Here is a 14,750-nt window from a genome sequence, read left to right on the forward strand (position 1 = left end):
ATGAGGGCGGAGTACGACGTGCTCAGGACGCATCACCCAGCCGTTCCCGTGTCGTGACGGCACGGGAACGGCTGGCGTGCGGCTCCGTCCCGCCCTGCGCACCGCAGGCGCTGGGCTGGAGCCGACGGCCGCCTGCGCGAGCAGGGTGCGGGCTGGGCTTCGGGGAGTCCGCGTGAGCTCAGCTCCCGAAGTCCCGCCCGGGGTGGATCGTCCTCACGGCGAGAACCGGATCAAGAGGCGGAACAAGTGCCTTGGCCGCAGCGACGACGAGGTGCTCTGGTGCGGGGCCGGCCTGCAGGGCAGTCACGTATTCGATGACTTCGGTGTGAGTCAGGCTCGGGACGCGTTTCCGCAGCAGGTGCATGGCGGTGATCCGGCCTCGCTCTGCCGTCGCTTGGCGAATTTCGTCGTGTAGGTCGTCGACGGCCGTACGCGTGGGAATCCTTCGGATGCGCTGGCGGTAGTCGGCTTCCCACTCGCCGGTGACGTAGGAGACCGGTCCGACCACATGGAGACCGCCGTCGGCGCGGTCGACCAAGTACGGGCCGTTCCCGCCCAGAAGCTGTCCCGGGTCCCGGGTTCGGAGGTACTCCTCGGTCTGGTAGTAGACGATCCAGACCAGTTCGTGCTCCTCGACCCCGGACACCGCCAGCCGTCCCGCGTAACTGCGGTCCAGCTCCTCCTGGGCTGTGCGCCTGGCGTACTCGCGGTCGATCATGCCCGGCAGCATCCCGCATGACCGCTTGGGGGACCAGTGGTTTTCGCGCCTGGGCCGGGGCCGTCATGCCGGGGTGAGCTGCTCGACGGGTGAGGCCGCTTCGGGCAGGGTGAGGCTAACCCTCGGCGCCCACGAGGTCTTGGGCCGCGTGGCCGAACGCCTCCGTGGCGGGCGTCGCGCGGTCACGGTGGTGGAGCAGGCCCCACTGCACCGGGGGCGCGTCGGCCAGCGGGCGGTAGGCGACATCGGGGCGGGGGTGGTAGCGGCGGGCCTGGGCGCCGAGGGGGAAGCCGGCCCGGCCTGTGCCGACGAGGGTCAGGATCTCGTTCAGTGTGCCGCCCTCCGGGCCGGATGGGATCGGTCGGCCGGTCGGCGTCCGCATCGGGGTGCGGTCGGCGCGGAAGGACTCCGGTACGGCGGACGGAAGTCGGACGAGCGGGATCCCGGCCAGCTCCTCCAGCGTGACAGAGTCCTGCTGCGCGAGCGGGTGACCGGCGGGCAGGGCGATCATCCGGGGCTCACTCACCAGGACCGGACCCGCCACCAGATCGGGCTCGCACAACGGGTACTCCGCGAACACCAGGTCCACCTCGCCCGCGCGCAGCAGGCCTATGCGGTCGACGAGTTCGGCCTCCCGGAGAGTCGCCTCCCAGCCGGGCAGCCGTTCCCGGAACCGCTCCGCGACGCCGACGAGCAACTGCCCGGCCGCCGGGCCCGCGAACGCCACCCGCAGTGTTCCGGTGCGGCCGTGCCCGGCGTCGGCGACCCGCCGGACGGCGGCGCCTACCGCCTCCCACGCGGGCCGCAGCTCTTGTGCCAGCTGCGCCCCGAGCGCGGTCGGCTCCACCCGGCGGCTCGTCCGGACGAACAGCGGTGCGCCGACACGGCGTTCCAGCTTCCGTACGGTCTGGCTGATCCGTGCGGTGGAGACGTGCAGCCGCTCGGCCGTCCGCCCGAAGTGCAGTTCCTCGGCGAGCGCCAGGAATGCCTCGATTTCGTGCCGCTCCAGCATCCGTACCGCCTCTCTCCAGCTACATCGTTAATCTTCGCTTCACGATCGTTGCGCAGCCTCTCATTGATCGTCCGACCGCTCCGGCGGGAGGGTGGACCCATCGCCCAAGGACAACCACCCAACCGGGAGTTTCACCGTGTACGTCACCACCGACCGCGCCCTCGCCGCACCCGCCTCCGACCCGGCCGCCGTCGCCGCCGAGCTGCGCGACCGGACGGAGATCCTGGACGCCCTTCTCCGCTTCGGCCTCGGCCAGGACCTCCACGACCGCGAGCTCTTCGCCTCCTCCTTCACTCCGGACGCCGAACTGGACTTCCGCCCCGCGGCCGCCGCATGGGGCGCCGAGCCACCGGTGATGGTCGGCCGGGACCACATCGTGACGACCATCCTCGGCATGTTCGCCGGGCGGGTGGCCACCACCCACCAGGTCACCAACCCCCGTATCACCGTGGCCGGCGACCGGGCCCGGCTCACCGGCCTCGTCGAGGCGCAGCACCTGCTGACCGCCGCCCCTGCGACGCGCGCGCTGCTCAAGAACCGCTACGACGTCGAGCTGCACCGTGACGGTGAGCGCTGGCTGATGCACCGGGTGCGGATCGACAACGTGTGGTTCACCGGTGAGCCGCGGGCGATCTTCGGGTGAGCGCCTCGGAGACCCGAGGAGCCCGATCACTGCGAGCTTCACCGTCTCGGGGCTGTGGGCACAGACCCGGCCGTTGCGCATGGAATCCCGCGGCCAAGCCGTGTGTTCACGGTAACTGCCGCGGCCGCAGGGCCGGCTTGTTCCTCGACCGGACGATGGTGGTTCCGCAGGCCCGGGCTGCGTCCGGCCTTGCAGCCGAGGGCACACCCCGTGCTTGCCAACGTGAAACGCACATGGGCAGTCAGGAGGCCTGTGACAAGCTTTCATGTCAAGCCAGCCGCCGGGCACAACGACACCGGAACGGTCCACGAGATCCTCCGGGAAGTTCTGGCCGCAGGGCGACGTGGACCGGCTCCGCAAGGCCGCGGCTCACCGGAAGCACCTTGAGGCGCTGATCAGCCGGCTGGGAACCGAGGGCGACAAGCGGGTGGACGGTCAAGCGGATGATCAAGACTGCCATCAAGAAGGCTTCCGCTCAGTCGAACACCAAAAACGGGGTCGGCCACCGGCACATCCACGACTTCGGCAACCGGACCGTCGGGTACAGCTCAAAGAGTGTGCGAAAGACACGCATCCAAGTCGTCGTCCGCAATGGAAAAGTTGTCGCCGCCTACCCGGTCTGAACGTAAGGAGGAATTATGGGATTGGATGTATTCTGGCATGGCGAACGCCCTGACTTGAAGAACTGGAATTCTTTGCAGGAAACGGTTGTTGATTCTTTCGGTGATGGGGACGGCGTACTGATGGACGTTCTCATGGATCTCCCTCTCGAGGATTTCCCTCTTCTGTCCGGCATCGACCCCTATGGCGACACGTTGCTGGATTCGCAGCAGTGCGCAACCGCCCGTTCAGAGGTGCACCGGATTCCTGGCTGGCAGGAAAGCCCGCAGCTGGTTCGCCTGGAAAAGCTGCTGGGGCAGTGTGGCGAGTCGTCCGGCAGCTACGTCTCCATCGCTGGAGACTGAGAAAAACACGCCGCCTGTGGCCTTGGAAGAATCCAGGGCCACAGGCCTCCAGGGGCGACGGGCGTCCCTAAGAAGGCCGGGTGGGGCCCTGAATCCTCAAAAGTGCCATGCGCATACAGATAATCTTGATTCGGCCGAGGTGGCTACGAGGTATCCGCGGTCACCCTCAACGTGCTCTCGGTCCAGGGTCCCCGTCACCACACAAGGCGAAGGGGGGCCGGCACGCGTGGCGTGTCTGCCCCCCTTTCGCCGTTCTTTGCCCCGTTGCGGGCGGGCCGGTCCCGCTCCTACAGGTGCCGATGTGCCGCCCGGACAAGCGGGACATCGGCACCTGTCAGCGGCCTCGGTACTGGTGGGCTCGCGTATTCAACCGTCGCGAGTTGACCCACCTGACTCCGACACTGCTACTGAGCGTGACAGCCCTTGGGGGGATTCTGGGTGTCAGGGGCATCCGGTTGGATGAGCACGTGACTGTCTATGACGTAGCTCGCCAGTTCCCTTCGATCGCTGACCTGCGGAACCTGTGCCGCTCACTGGCGATGCTCGACGCGATCCTGAGCCCGGACTGGGAAGGCCGGTACTACTCCTTCAATGCCGGCTGGGCCGACGGCGAGGAGATGGCGTCGATGCGCAACGGGTCGGGGGACGAGTACTCCATCGTGTTCTCGGCGGCCGGGGCCTACGTCCGTGGCTTCGATCACGAAGCACCGATGAGCCCGTACGGCAACGATGGCGAGCCCTGGCCGGGAGTGGTCGACGAGGTTCCGGAGGTCTTCAAGCCCTTCGTCGGAGAGCCGGCGTTCACCGACGAGGATGACGTCCCCGTCGTGACGGCCTGCCTGTGGCGGGAGGCGACGGACGATCGGTGGCGGCATGGCGCGATCGACTTCCCCGCCGGGTGTTCCGACCCGGACGGGGCAACGGGCCTGTTCGGCCTCCTGGTCGACCGCTCGCCGGAGGCGTTCCAGCAGTTCGCCGAGGACTACTACGAGGTTTCCGTGGACCTGAAAGCGGTGCGCGATGTGTATGCCTTGCGACCGCTGAGCCACGAGCTCGTGTCATCGCTGAACCCAGAGGTCACCTTCGTAGAGCTGGCCGAGGACATCGCCGAGATCGGCTACCCGCAGCTGCTCCGGGACGCGACCTGAGCTTCAACCGTCGGTGAGTGGATGGGGAGTCCAGCCCGCTGGTGACCGGGTGTGGTCGCCTGCGGCGTATCGGCTCCAGGTCCCGCCGTTCTCTCGGAGGAGTCGGCTGGTGGTCTTGTCGTGGTAGCCGAGGGCGTCCGCGACGACGGGGGCGGGCAGTTCGAGGAGTTGTTGTCGGATGGCGGCGCCGCGGGCGGCGGCGACCGGGATGCCGATCTCGCCCAGGAGCGCGGACAGGTGGTCGGGGCGGGCTGGTTGGCCGGCTCGGCGGCCGGGGAAGAGCCAGCGGGACGCCTGGTTGGTGGCGGTGTTCATATTGTCGCGGTCCGCGATGTATGCCAGCAGCAGGGCCGCGACCGGTGAGGGGATGGGTGAGGCGGGTTCTCCAAGCCGGAGAAGCGTGGTCTCTCCGTCGTGGAGCACGTCGTCGATCGTCAGCCGGACGATCCGGGTGAGGGGTTGCGCGTAGAGGAGGACGATGACGCCGGCGACGCGGAGGCGCATCGGTGTGTCCGCGTCGGTCAGCAGTCGGCCGAGTGCGGCCAAGCGTTCGTCCTCGCTCAGGGTAGGCCGCCGGGAGATCCTCTGTGCGGGGATGGAGAGGGAACGTGGGCATCGGCGGCTCTGCATGGCCCAGTTGAGGAAGGGCCTCAGGGAGGTGCGGCCGCGTTCGGTGTTCTCGGCGAACCAGGCGTCGATGTCGAGCTGGCCCAAGGACACGAGGGTCCTGTTCCGGGTGCTGAGCCACTGCAGGAAGGCCGTCGCGCAGGTGATCTGCTCGGCTGCGAAGCCGCGGACGCTCGGTGTGATCCGACTGCGATCGGCTCGTTCCCGCAGGTGGGGAAGGACGCGCCAGGTCGCGAAGAGCTTGATCGTCTTCAGTTGCTCGGGATCGGCGATGTCGGCCAGGTGGCCGGGCAGCCATCGCTGGAAGGAGCAGATGTACTTGTCGACGGCGGGTAGGACTCCGCTGGCCATCAGGAGTCCTTCCAGATGAGCCGCTGCCCGCCAGGGCTGCAGTTCGTGGAAGGCGTCGTGGGTCAGGGGGATCTCGCCGAGCCCGAGCCGCCGCAGCATCTGGGAGGCGTTTCCGAGAAGGTTGCGGCGCATCGCCAGCCATGCCAGGCCGCTCCTGGGCTCGTCCATCGCCACCAGCAGGTTGAACAAGGGTGTCAGCGCGGGCCGGACGCGGCCGGTGCCGTCGTCCAGGAGGGCGGTCAGCCGGTCGGTGAGCGTGCAACGTTCGCAGAGTCGGCCGCCCAGGAGTTTGCCCTCGAAGCCGCAGCGCGAGCAGTCGAAGGTCTGGGAGAAGCCGGCGCAGGTCGTACAGATCGCGGAGCCGTCGGCGGGGTGACGTCCGGGAAGGGCACGGTCCTGGCCGCATCCTGGGCACGTTCCTCGCGTTCGCACCGCTCGGTCCGAGCAGGTCCGGCAGACGTAGCCGTCCGGCCAGGTGCCGGACTTGTGCCTGCGGCGGCCGCAGCGGCAGCACTCGGCCATGAACCAGCGTTCGTACTGCTCGTCGGTGGCGTAGGGGCGGCTCATGCGTCGGGCAGGATGCGGGCCGCGCGGGGCCGGAGCTTCGCGACGTTGGAGGGCGGGGTGGGCAGGTCGCCGGTGGCGGTCTTGCGGACGCCGGCGTTCTCGGCGGTGGTGGTCACCAGGTCGGCCGGGGTGCAGGAGAGGATGTCGCAGAGCGCGGACAGGACCTGCAGCGACAGCCTCTCCGGTGTGCCGGAGACCATGCGGTGGACCTGGGAGGCGGACAGGTCGATGCCGCGTTCGCGCAGCAGCGGGACCAGTTCGGTCGCGGTGAAGATGTGGCGCTGGGCCATCAGCTCACGCAGCCGCCAGGTGTAACCGACCTTGCGCTTCATGCCTGCTCCCCGTTCTGGGCCTGGAGCGCGGCGGCGACGGTGGCGTCCAGGTGCCGGCGCAGGGTGCGGGTGCGGAAGTCCGAGGAGACGCAGGTGTAGATGGACGTGGTGCTGGCGTGCTCGTGACCGACCTGTTCCTGGACGAAGCGGGGATCCCAGCCGTCCTCGATCAGGTGGGTGACGTAGGACCTTCGGAACGAGTGGTAGTCCAACCCGTCGTCCAGGCCCACGGCCTGCGGTAGGCGATGAAGCGGGAGTTGATGCGCTGGCAGCCGATCCGCAGCCCGCGTTCGGAGGGCCAGGCCGCCGGGTTGCCGTCGGTGCCCAGCAGCGGGCGGACCTCGGTGAACCACTCGTCCAGAACATCGGGCGTCCAGCCGAACACGGTCAGCACACCGCGGCGTTTGGGCGGCGAGCCCTTCTTGGCCTTGCCGAACCGGACCTGGCAGCGGCCGAACTCGCCGTACTCGGCGCCGTGCGGGTTGCGGCCGAAGTCGGCGGCGTCGAGCATCCGCGTCTCGTTGCGCCGCAGCCCGTAGGCGTAGGCGGTCTTGAACAGGGTGGCGTCACGGAACGCCGGCAGCCAGCCCTTGCGGCCGAAGGCCCTGATCCGGGCGACCTCGTCGTCGCAGTGCTCGAAGAACGCGTGCAGCTCGGCCTTGGTGAACGCCCGCTTCTTCGCGTCGGCCTCAGTGTCCTGGACGTGCACCGCGGTGTTCCACTCATGCACGACCTGGACCGGGTGGGTGCCGAACCGCTCCTCGCACGTGGCCGCCCAGGCGTAGAGCGGGTCGGTGACGAAGTGACAGAACGCCCGGACCGCCTCCGAGTAGGAGCGGATCGTGGAACGGCGCAGATCCCTCAGCGAGCGCAGGTCGCCGAGCCACTCGTCGACCATCGCCGGCGTCCAGTGCCACGGGTAGGTGTTCACGTACGCGGCGAACGCCTTGACCGTGTTTTCCCTGCCCTCCACTGTCGTCCGGGCCAGGTTCCGCGCGAGCTGCTGGTTGGCGAACCCGGTCAGCATCGCGGTGAAGACCTGTTCCTCCGGCCGCAGCAGCGCGACTCCGTCCACCAGGTGCAGCCGTGCCGCACCTGGGATCGACCCGTTGAACCCCACCGGTCCACCACCCTCCGTCACTCGCGTCGTATGCGAGAAAACCGCATCTGATGCGAGTCGATGGACAAACCGCAGGTCAGTCAGCCGGACGAGTGACACAGACTGGCGCCGTCACCACGTCCCTCGCTACCGTCGCCCCAGCAAGCCAGGGCCAAGTTCCGTGGTCAGCATGCTGGTTGGCACCGCCTCCCAGGACGATTCGCGAACCGTCGCGAGTTCGCATCAGATGCAATTGGCGGCGCTTGGAGCAATGGAACGGTGGTTGGCGTTAAGCACTGGCCGACGCCATGGACGCCGTTGACGGCGGGTGTTCCCGCCGGTTGTCCGTGATTGTCCGGTTCGGCGTCGGTGAAGGCGCGGTATTCGTCGAGATCTCGGGCTGGGCGAGGACGTCGCCGCGGTGTACGACTCGGACCGAATCCGGCCATCATCGGATGCCGATCTGCCGGCGTAGCGAGGTCGTGTCGGACATTCAGCAAGTCCGCCGGGCGCAAGGTCTTCGGCCTCGCCACCGCAGGCGTTCGGCTCGCTCGACCTCTTGTGCGTCAGTCCGGCAGCCAGTGCAGCTCGTGCGCCAGGGTTTTGGCGGCGGCACGGATGCGGCGGTGCAGTGGCGACTGCTCGCGTGGGAGGACCAGGTGGATCGTCAGGCTGGGCGCGTCCCGCAGCGGTCGCCAGGTGAGACCGGCCGGTTGCACCGTGGCCGCGGCTTCTCCGGCCGGGGCGAGGGTGACCCCGTCGCGAAGGTCTCGCTGGGACATGTCGAAGCAGACTGCGGGCGTGTGGAATCGGGGGTGTGGTCGGGTGTCTCGGAACAGTGCGGACAGCTGATCGTAGATCACGGGGTTGGCCGCACGGTCCGGGAGGCGCAGCGGATACGCGGCCGCGTCGGCGATCTCGATATCCGGGTGTTCGGCCAGCGGATGGTGCTGCGCCAGCTGGACCCCGATGCGCGCACGCCGCAGCAGGAACCGGCGCACGTCACGGCCCGGCTGTTCACCGCGGGTGATCCCGGCATCGATGCGGCCGTCGGTGACCGCGGGGGAGATCTCCGGTGTCGCCATCGGGACCGCGCCGACCTTGAGTCCGGTGTTGTCGCGAATCAGCCTGTCCACCAGGGCGGGTGCCGTCTCGGCCCCGGCACTGAGGCTGTATCCGATGCGCAGGGTGCCCAGTTCACCGGCCGCCGCGCTCCGGGCGGTGTCCCATGCCCGGTCCAGTGCCGCCAGCGCGGGCGGCGCGGACTCCGCCAATGCCGCACCGGCCGTGGTCAACACGACGCTACGCGTGTTGCGGACCAGCAGGGCCGTACCGAGTTCCGCCTCCAACCGGCGCATCCGGGCGCTGAGCGCGGGCTGTGCGATACCGATCCGTGCGGCCGCGCGGGTGAAGTTCAACTCCTGTGCCAGCACCAGGAAGTACCGCAGGCTCACCGTATCCGGCGCCACGTGCCCTCCCTGCCGATTGATAACGATCCGTTCTGAGTCTATTCCGTACCGATCTTTCCCTCGACCGCACATCAAGCCCTAGCCTGCGCATGCCGGGATCGATCGATCCGAGTGTCGATTCGAAGCCGGACCTGTCCGGCCGAACACAGGAGGTTTCCATGGCCAAGGGTTACTGGGTCAGTGTCTACCCCGCCATTTCCGACCCTGAGAGGCTGACCGCTTACGACAGGCTGGCCGGTCCGGCTGTCCGGGCTGGGGGCGGGCGCCTCCTGTCCCGTGGCGCTCGAGTCGTCGCCCGCGAGGCCGGAATCACGCAACGCGCCGTTCTGATCGAGTTCAACAGCTTTGAACAGGCCGTCGCGGCATACGAGAGCGAGGCATACCAGAAGGCGCTGGTGGCCCTCCCAGACGGCTTCGAGCGCGACCTCCGCATCATCGAAGGCATCGACTGACCGGCGGGCCCGGCCATCGCCGAGCAGCCGTCACCTGAAACGCACACGGTGCTGAACGACGACTCGCGAGACGAGTTCGAAGCCGTGCCCCGCGTCCCAGTTCGTCGTCGACGTCCTCGACGGCCTGATCCCTGTCGGCGGCTCGCCGCACTACCCAACGTCGAGCAACGTGCCTGACTTGCCTGACCCGGCGATCAAGCTCTGACCTGCCATAACGGCGATTCACCCTAGACAGCGGTCGCCACCGCAACTCGCGGACGCCCTGTTTCGGAGCGCCTTGGCCCGTGCCGTGTACGACCCCGATGCCCCCGAGGAAGCGTCAGCGGTCAGCGGTCAGCGGCCCTCGGGGAGGGCGGGGACGACTGCGGCTTCATCGTCTCGCTCGACCTTCTCGTAGAGGTGATCTTGGTGGGATGGCGGTCGGTCCAGAGTGCCCAGCTTGGTCAGGCGTCCGGAGCCGGTCGTTCAGGTGCCGCTCGCTGAGGCGGCACAGCGACTGGGAGCGGTGGGGGCCAGTCCGTGGTGGTGCAGACGAAGCGGAGGTCGGCCAGTCCTTCGGCCTGGCACAGCCGGTCGGAGGCGCCGCCGGCGGTGGTCTGCAGTAGTTGGTAGTCGGCGCCCGGAGCCGACCCGATGCACGACGGGACCGTCCGTCCGGTCCGCGTCCTGCCCCGCGACGGAGCGCATCGACTGGACAATATGACCCTGCGTCAACTGGAACCGGTGCTGCTGGACGGCGACCTCGCCGACTGGGTGGAGAGCATCGCCGCGAACGCCGGCCTCAGCGTTCCCAAGTACCTGGCCGCCGAGCGCCTCGGTGTCGCGTTCGCCGCCGCGCACCGCCAGGTCGCTCCGGCGGTGACTGTCCGGCTCACCGGTGCGGAAAATGCCGACGATCATGGGGCTGCCGTTACCCCTGTCGTGTGATCGGCGCGGATCCATTGCCATCGGAAGGCGTGTCGGCAGGCCGTGAATCACCCTTCGGACGATAACTGGATCATATGCCTGGCTGGAAACTGTCTTTCTGTGCGGCCGTCGCCGGCTTGGTGCTGGTGGGGTCGATCGCCAGCCTGCCGCTGGCCGCTGCAGTCGCCGGCCTTCCGTACGGTGGGCAGAGAACCGGTGAGTTGGTGCTGTCGGTGACGGTCGACGGTCGACCTGGCGTCCCGGAGGTGAAGACCGGCGGCGAAGTGCAGGTGAGCTACCAACTGCGCAACGACGGTGAAGCCCCCGTGACGGTCCTGCGGATCACCGACACCCTCGCTCTCGGGGCGGAGCCCCGGTGCCCGGGCGGCGGCGCCGGAGGCATCCCTCAACTCCGTCCGGCGACCACCACCGTCTGCACGGTGACCCTGCGCGCCCTGGCCGGTGAACACACGGGCCTAGTCACCGCCCGGGGACTGACCGCCAACGGTCACGGCACCCTCACCAGCTCGGCGCCCTCGGGTTACACCGGCGTGGACGCCGGGCCGGCCACCTCGGGTACGAGAGCGGTCCGTGCAGGAGCAGCCACTCCGGCAGCCGGGGCGCCTGGAGCAAAGGTGTCTGCCCTCGCAGCACCCGGAGCGTTCACGTGCGGACCCGGGGCTCCGACTCCCGGGGCTCCGAGTCCCGGTGCTCCGAATCCTGGGGTTCCGAATCCTGGGGTTTCCGCACCGCCCAGTGCTCCGACTCCTGGCGGACCGACTCCTGGGGTTCCCCCGCCGCCCGGGGCTCCCGCTCCCGGGGCACCAGCGCCCGGGGCTCCGATTCCTGGCGCTCCGACTCCTGGGGCTCCTTTGCCGCCCGGGGCTCCCGCTCCGGGGGCCCCCGCCCCTGGGGCGCCTGCGCCCGGTGCTCCGACTCCTGGGGTTCCGGCTCCGGGTGTTCCTGCGCCGCCCGGTGCTCCCGGGGCACGGGCGCCCGGGGCACCCGCCCCCGGAGCAGCTGCGCCCGGAGCAGCTGCGCCCGGGGCACCCGCAGCAGCAGCGCCCGCTCCCGGGGTACCTGCCCCTGGAACAGCTGTGGGTGGGGCACCCGCAGCAGGAGCGGCCGCCCCCGGAGCACCTGCCGCCGGAGTGGCTGCGGGTGGTGCACCGGCCCCCGGAGCATCCGCAGGTGGAGCGCCCGCTCCCGGGGTGCCTGCCCCTGGAGCAGCTGCGGGTGGGGCACCCGCAGCAGGGGCACCCGCCCCCGGAGCACCCGCAGGTGGAGCGCCCGGAGCCGGAGCAGCCGCAGGAGGAGCAGGGGCACCCGGTGCCGGTGCGCGAGCACCTGGAGCTGGTGCACCGGGAGTCGGAGCACCCGGAGCCGGTGTACCCGGAGCCGGAGCAGCGGGCAACGCGCACAAGCCCGTGAAGAGCTCGCCGAGCGGCTCGAGTACCGCCTCCCCCAAACCCTCCGGCTCCCCTTCACCACACGCCGGGGGAGGCCACGTGTCGTCACCCCTGCTGCACCCCGGCCGCTTCGGCCACGGCAACGCCCCGCTGCCGCGCAACCTTCTGCTGCTGTTCTTCATGCTCCTGTTCGTTCCCGCGATCGCCGCCGGAGCCATCGCCTGGCGTCGCCGCAGGGCAGAGCGCCGCACCGACGAATCCTCAGGGGCACCATGGGACAGGTAATGGGAGTGATCGGCATCGTCGCCGGATTCGTCGTCGTCGCCGGGGGCGCTGCTCTCCTCAACAGTCGTAAGTCCAGGCGATCGGCCTCGACGGACGAGGCGCGCGACAACACGGCCGAGTACCTGACGATGATGGTCGGTGTGTTGTACGCCTTGGTGCTGGGCGTCGCGCTGGTTTCGGTGTGGGAGGCCAAGGACGACGCCAATACCAATATCAGCGCCGAGGCGGGGGCGCTGCAGCAGACGTATCTGCTCGCCGACGGGCTGCCACCCGCCGACGCCCAGCGGGCCCGCTCGGCGACGACGACCTACGCCGCCTACGTGCGGAACGAGGAATGGCCCCTCATGGAGCAGCGCAAACCGCTGGGCGCGCACGGCTGGGCGCTGCTACACGATGTGCAGAACGCGTGGGCGTCCTTCGAGCCCACCACCAACGCCCAAATGCAGGTGGACCAGCTGGCGTTCGGGCAGATCTCCGCCGCTTACCAGGCGCGCCACGGGCGGGAGGCGGACGGACACCGGGGGATGTCGGGCGTCATGTGGTTCGGCCTGATCGCCGGTGGTGCGCTCACCCTGGGCCTGATGTTCCTCTTCGGGATCGAGCGCACCCGCACCCATCTGGTCCTGGCGGCGGGCTTCACCAGCCTCATCGCCTTCATGGTCGTCCTCATCTACGCCTTGAACTCCCCCTTCGGAGGCCCGCTCGGCCTGAGTTCCGTGCCCTTCGCCGACGTCGGTCTCGGCGGCTGAGACGGTGCCCGTCGGGTGACACGAGGGCGCCGGAGCCCGTGAGCCAGGGGCCTGTTCGCGGGCGCGAAGCGTCAGGCAAACGTCCGGCCAACAGCGTTCCTCGACCGGCGGCGCACGGGCAGAATGCTGCGCGGACGGCCGGGCGCCCCGCGCCGGGGGGCATGGTTGTCCACCGTTTCAGCACCACGGGCCCACGGATCACGGAGGAACCATGCGTCGTCGTATCGGAGCAATGATCGCTGCCGCCTCGCTGGCGGGCATCAGCGTCGTCGGCCTGTCCGGGACCGCCCACGCCGGGACGACCGGCTCGGTGAGCATCTCGGTTCCCGGCTGCATCGGCCATCTGAACCTCTCGGCCAACTGGGCCTACGGTCACCTGGACTCGTACACCACCACCTGCTGGCTGACCATCTTCGACCGGAACGACCAAACCGGGGGAAAGACCTCTCAGACCATCTCCTACGGGCCTGGCGGAAGCGGCGACACCGGGCAGTTCTACCACGACAGCGTCGTCCACGCGGTCGCCATAGCGATCTCCAACGGCAGCCAGAGCACCGGCTCGGCCTGGTACCACTGAAGCCGTCGGCCTGCCCCACCCGCCGCCGGATCCGGTTCCGGTGTCCGGCGGCGGGCCTGGCTCTCCACCACCCGGCTCGTCGCCCACCGCTTCTGCCCCGGGCGAGCTGACACCGAGGGCTTCCGCGCACATGGCGCCCCGACGCCGGCCGGGACCGACGGCGCGCAGCCGGAACCGGGGGACGACGACCACCAGGCGGCGCCGGACACCCGGCCGGGAGGCCGCGGACGCGGTCCTGCAGGCCGACGCAGAACAGGCGGGTAGAGACGGGCTTGGGCATGGGTGGGGAGCTCCCGTCGGAAGGGGCGAAGAAGGTGTGCACCTGAGCGGTGGTCAGGACGCATGTCCCGCATTGAATTCGGCGAGGTGCAGGGGTCGCTCGCGGCCTCTACCAACCATGGCGCGAGGGCCCCCCGGACGCCACTTCCCGGCCCAGGGTTGATTCAGATCCGCCTACGTACGTCACGTCAGTGACGGCGCTCACTGAGCTGCCGTCCGCCCGCGCGAACAGCCCGGACATCGCCCCGAAGAGTCAGACCTGCCCCACGTGACCAGGGAGTTCTCGGCCCGCCACCAGGGTCCGCCGACCACCCCCGGCAGTACCCGAAACCCGGCCCCGTTGCGCCTTGCTTCGGCCGCGAGGCGGCCGGGGTACCGCGTCCACCGGCAGGGTGTACGCCATCACGATCCGCGCGACGGCGTCGAGCAGCATCGCGGCGTCCTCCGGGGCGCGGGCAGGCCGGGGTGGTGCAGGATGACGGCCGGGTCAGCGCGGGCGGTACCGCAGGTAGCGCACGTACAGCACGATGCACGTGATCGCGCCGATCGCGCACACCGGCAGGCTCAGCCCGACCGCTGTGATCACGCCGTCGCCGACGCCCTGCACGGTCTCCTCCCTGACCATCCCGTTCGCGTCGGTGATCCGGCGGGTGGTGTCCGCGTTGTTCGCGAGATAGGTGACCATCGAGGCGCCCACCACCAGGAACAGCGCCGTCCCGGCCAGGAACCAGCCGCCCGCCCGCTCCTGCCACTCGTCCCCTTCCAGCCGCCGCGCGCGGGGGCTGTGCTCCACCACCGCGCGGCCCAGGCCGGGGGCCCCGGAGGCGTGCCCGTCGATGCGCAGGCGCGCGCCGTCGGCGAGGGCGAGGCGGCAGCGGTAGTCGTTGCCCAGCCGGCGGGCGAGGCCGTGGATCCTCGTGGTGCCGGGCATCGTGATCGACACGACCTGGCTCCACTCCCAGCCCACCGCGCCACGCCGCGAGCCGTGGACGATCCCGCGCTCGCGGACCTCGAAGTACTCTCCGGCTCCGCCCCGCACCGCGCGCCACGCCTGCGTCACGGCGACGTACAGCGCCCCCAGGGACAGGCCGATGACCAGGCCGATCGCCCGGCCGCCGCCCGAGCGGCCGTCGTCCATGCCGAACGCCCATACCCCGAGCCA

Annotated in this window: 18 protein-coding genes; 10 read left to right on the top strand and 8 right to left on the bottom strand. The window is 69.7% G+C overall.

Annotation, left to right across the window (positions count from 1 at the left end):
* Positions 1–178: 178 nt before the first annotated feature.
* Both ACZ47G_RS22265 and ACZ47G_RS22270 read right to left on the bottom strand, forming a co-directional pair.
* The gene (locus ACZ47G_RS22265) at positions 179–718 is read right to left on the bottom strand and encodes a YrhB domain-containing protein (RefSeq protein ID WP_465745158.1); all 540 of its coding nucleotides are present in this window, start codon (positions 716–718) and stop codon (positions 179–181) included.
* Positions 719–833: 115 nt separating this feature from the next.
* Entirely contained in the window at positions 834–1,730 is an 897-nt protein-coding gene (locus tag ACZ47G_RS22270; RefSeq protein ID WP_465745160.1) for a LysR family transcriptional regulator, read from the bottom strand.
* 136 nt (positions 1,731–1,866) lie between these two features.
* On the opposite strand from ACZ47G_RS22270, the gene ACZ47G_RS22275 reads away from it, so the two are divergent.
* The 4 genes from ACZ47G_RS22275 to ACZ47G_RS22290 all read left to right on the top strand — a co-directional run bounded on the left by ACZ47G_RS22275 (position 1,867) and on the right by ACZ47G_RS22290 (position 4,486).
* Positions 1,867–2,373, top strand: a complete 507-nt coding sequence (locus ACZ47G_RS22275) for a nuclear transport factor 2 family protein (protein ID WP_380460264.1) — start codon at positions 1,867–1,869, stop codon at positions 2,371–2,373.
* Positions 2,374–2,816: 443 nt separating this feature from the next.
* Complete coding sequence (locus ACZ47G_RS22280; protein WP_465745162.1) at positions 2,817–2,996, top strand: hypothetical protein; 180 nt, start codon at positions 2,817–2,819, stop codon at positions 2,994–2,996.
* A gap of 15 nt (positions 2,997–3,011) precedes the next feature.
* The gene (locus ACZ47G_RS22285) at positions 3,012–3,338 is read left to right on the top strand and encodes a hypothetical protein (RefSeq protein ID WP_465745164.1); all 327 of its coding nucleotides are present in this window, start codon (positions 3,012–3,014) and stop codon (positions 3,336–3,338) included.
* Between the two features lie 467 nt (positions 3,339–3,805).
* A complete protein-coding gene (locus ACZ47G_RS22290) occupies positions 3,806–4,486 on the top strand; it encodes a hypothetical protein (RefSeq protein WP_465745166.1) in 681 nt (226 codons plus the stop codon).
* Between the two features lie 3 nt (positions 4,487–4,489).
* Here ACZ47G_RS22290 and ACZ47G_RS22295 read toward each other — a convergent pair whose 3' ends face one another.
* The 5 genes from ACZ47G_RS22295 to ACZ47G_RS22315 form a co-directional block, all read right to left on the bottom strand.
* On the bottom strand, positions 4,490–6,031 hold the full coding sequence (locus tag ACZ47G_RS22295; RefSeq protein ID WP_465745168.1) for a hypothetical protein: 1,542 nt from the start codon (positions 6,029–6,031) through the stop codon (positions 4,490–4,492).
* Positions 6,028–6,363 (bottom strand): helix-turn-helix domain-containing protein, encoded by a 336-nt coding sequence (locus ACZ47G_RS22300; protein WP_465745170.1) that lies wholly within the window; start codon positions 6,361–6,363, stop codon positions 6,028–6,030. Before ACZ47G_RS22300 ends, ACZ47G_RS22295 begins: the two co-directional genes overlap by 4 nt.
* Positions 6,360–6,575: a tyrosine-type recombinase/integrase gene (locus ACZ47G_RS22305; RefSeq protein WP_465745172.1), complete on the bottom strand. Its 216-nt coding sequence runs from the start codon at positions 6,573–6,575 to the stop codon at positions 6,360–6,362. The genes ACZ47G_RS22300 and ACZ47G_RS22305 overlap by 4 nt, the downstream gene beginning before the upstream one ends.
* Positions 6,533–7,483, bottom strand: coding sequence for a site-specific integrase (locus tag ACZ47G_RS22310; protein WP_465745174.1), 951 nt, complete (start codon positions 7,481–7,483; stop codon positions 6,533–6,535). The genes ACZ47G_RS22305 and ACZ47G_RS22310 overlap by 43 nt, the downstream gene beginning before the upstream one ends.
* Before the next feature lie 545 nt (positions 7,484–8,028).
* The gene (locus tag ACZ47G_RS22315) at positions 8,029–8,931 is read right to left on the bottom strand and encodes a LysR family transcriptional regulator (RefSeq protein ID WP_465745176.1); all 903 of its coding nucleotides are present in this window, start codon (positions 8,929–8,931) and stop codon (positions 8,029–8,031) included.
* 158 nt (positions 8,932–9,089) lie between these two features.
* Between ACZ47G_RS22315 and ACZ47G_RS22320 the strand changes: the two genes are divergently transcribed.
* From ACZ47G_RS22320 to ACZ47G_RS22345, 6 genes are all read left to right on the top strand, one after another.
* Positions 9,090–9,383 (top strand): DUF1330 domain-containing protein, encoded by a 294-nt coding sequence (locus ACZ47G_RS22320; RefSeq protein WP_465745201.1) that lies wholly within the window; start codon positions 9,090–9,092, stop codon positions 9,381–9,383.
* A 699-nt stretch (positions 9,384–10,082) separates the two neighbouring features.
* The gene (locus ACZ47G_RS22325; RefSeq protein WP_465745177.1) at positions 10,083–10,310 is read left to right on the top strand and encodes a hypothetical protein; all 228 of its coding nucleotides are present in this window, start codon (positions 10,083–10,085) and stop codon (positions 10,308–10,310) included.
* Positions 10,311–11,216: 906 nt separating this feature from the next.
* Positions 11,217–11,720, top strand: coding sequence for a hypothetical protein (locus tag ACZ47G_RS22330; protein WP_465745179.1), 504 nt, complete (start codon positions 11,217–11,219; stop codon positions 11,718–11,720).
* Between the two features lie 77 nt (positions 11,721–11,797).
* Positions 11,798–11,983: a hypothetical protein gene (locus tag ACZ47G_RS22335; RefSeq protein ID WP_465745181.1), complete on the top strand. Its 186-nt coding sequence runs from the start codon at positions 11,798–11,800 to the stop codon at positions 11,981–11,983.
* A 5-nt stretch (positions 11,984–11,988) separates the two neighbouring features.
* A complete protein-coding gene (locus ACZ47G_RS22340) occupies positions 11,989–12,732 on the top strand; it encodes a bestrophin-like domain (RefSeq protein WP_465745183.1) in 744 nt (247 codons plus the stop codon).
* A gap of 232 nt (positions 12,733–12,964) precedes the next feature.
* On the top strand, positions 12,965–13,309 hold the full coding sequence (locus ACZ47G_RS22345; protein ID WP_465745185.1) for a hypothetical protein: 345 nt from the start codon (positions 12,965–12,967) through the stop codon (positions 13,307–13,309).
* A 766-nt stretch (positions 13,310–14,075) separates the two neighbouring features.
* On the opposite strand, the gene ACZ47G_RS22350 is transcribed toward ACZ47G_RS22345, so the two are convergent.
* On the bottom strand, positions 14,076–14,750 hold a 675-nt coding region (locus tag ACZ47G_RS22350), incomplete at its 5' end, for a hypothetical protein (protein ID WP_465745187.1).

Source organism: Kitasatospora sp. NPDC030952, assembly GCF_055571335.1.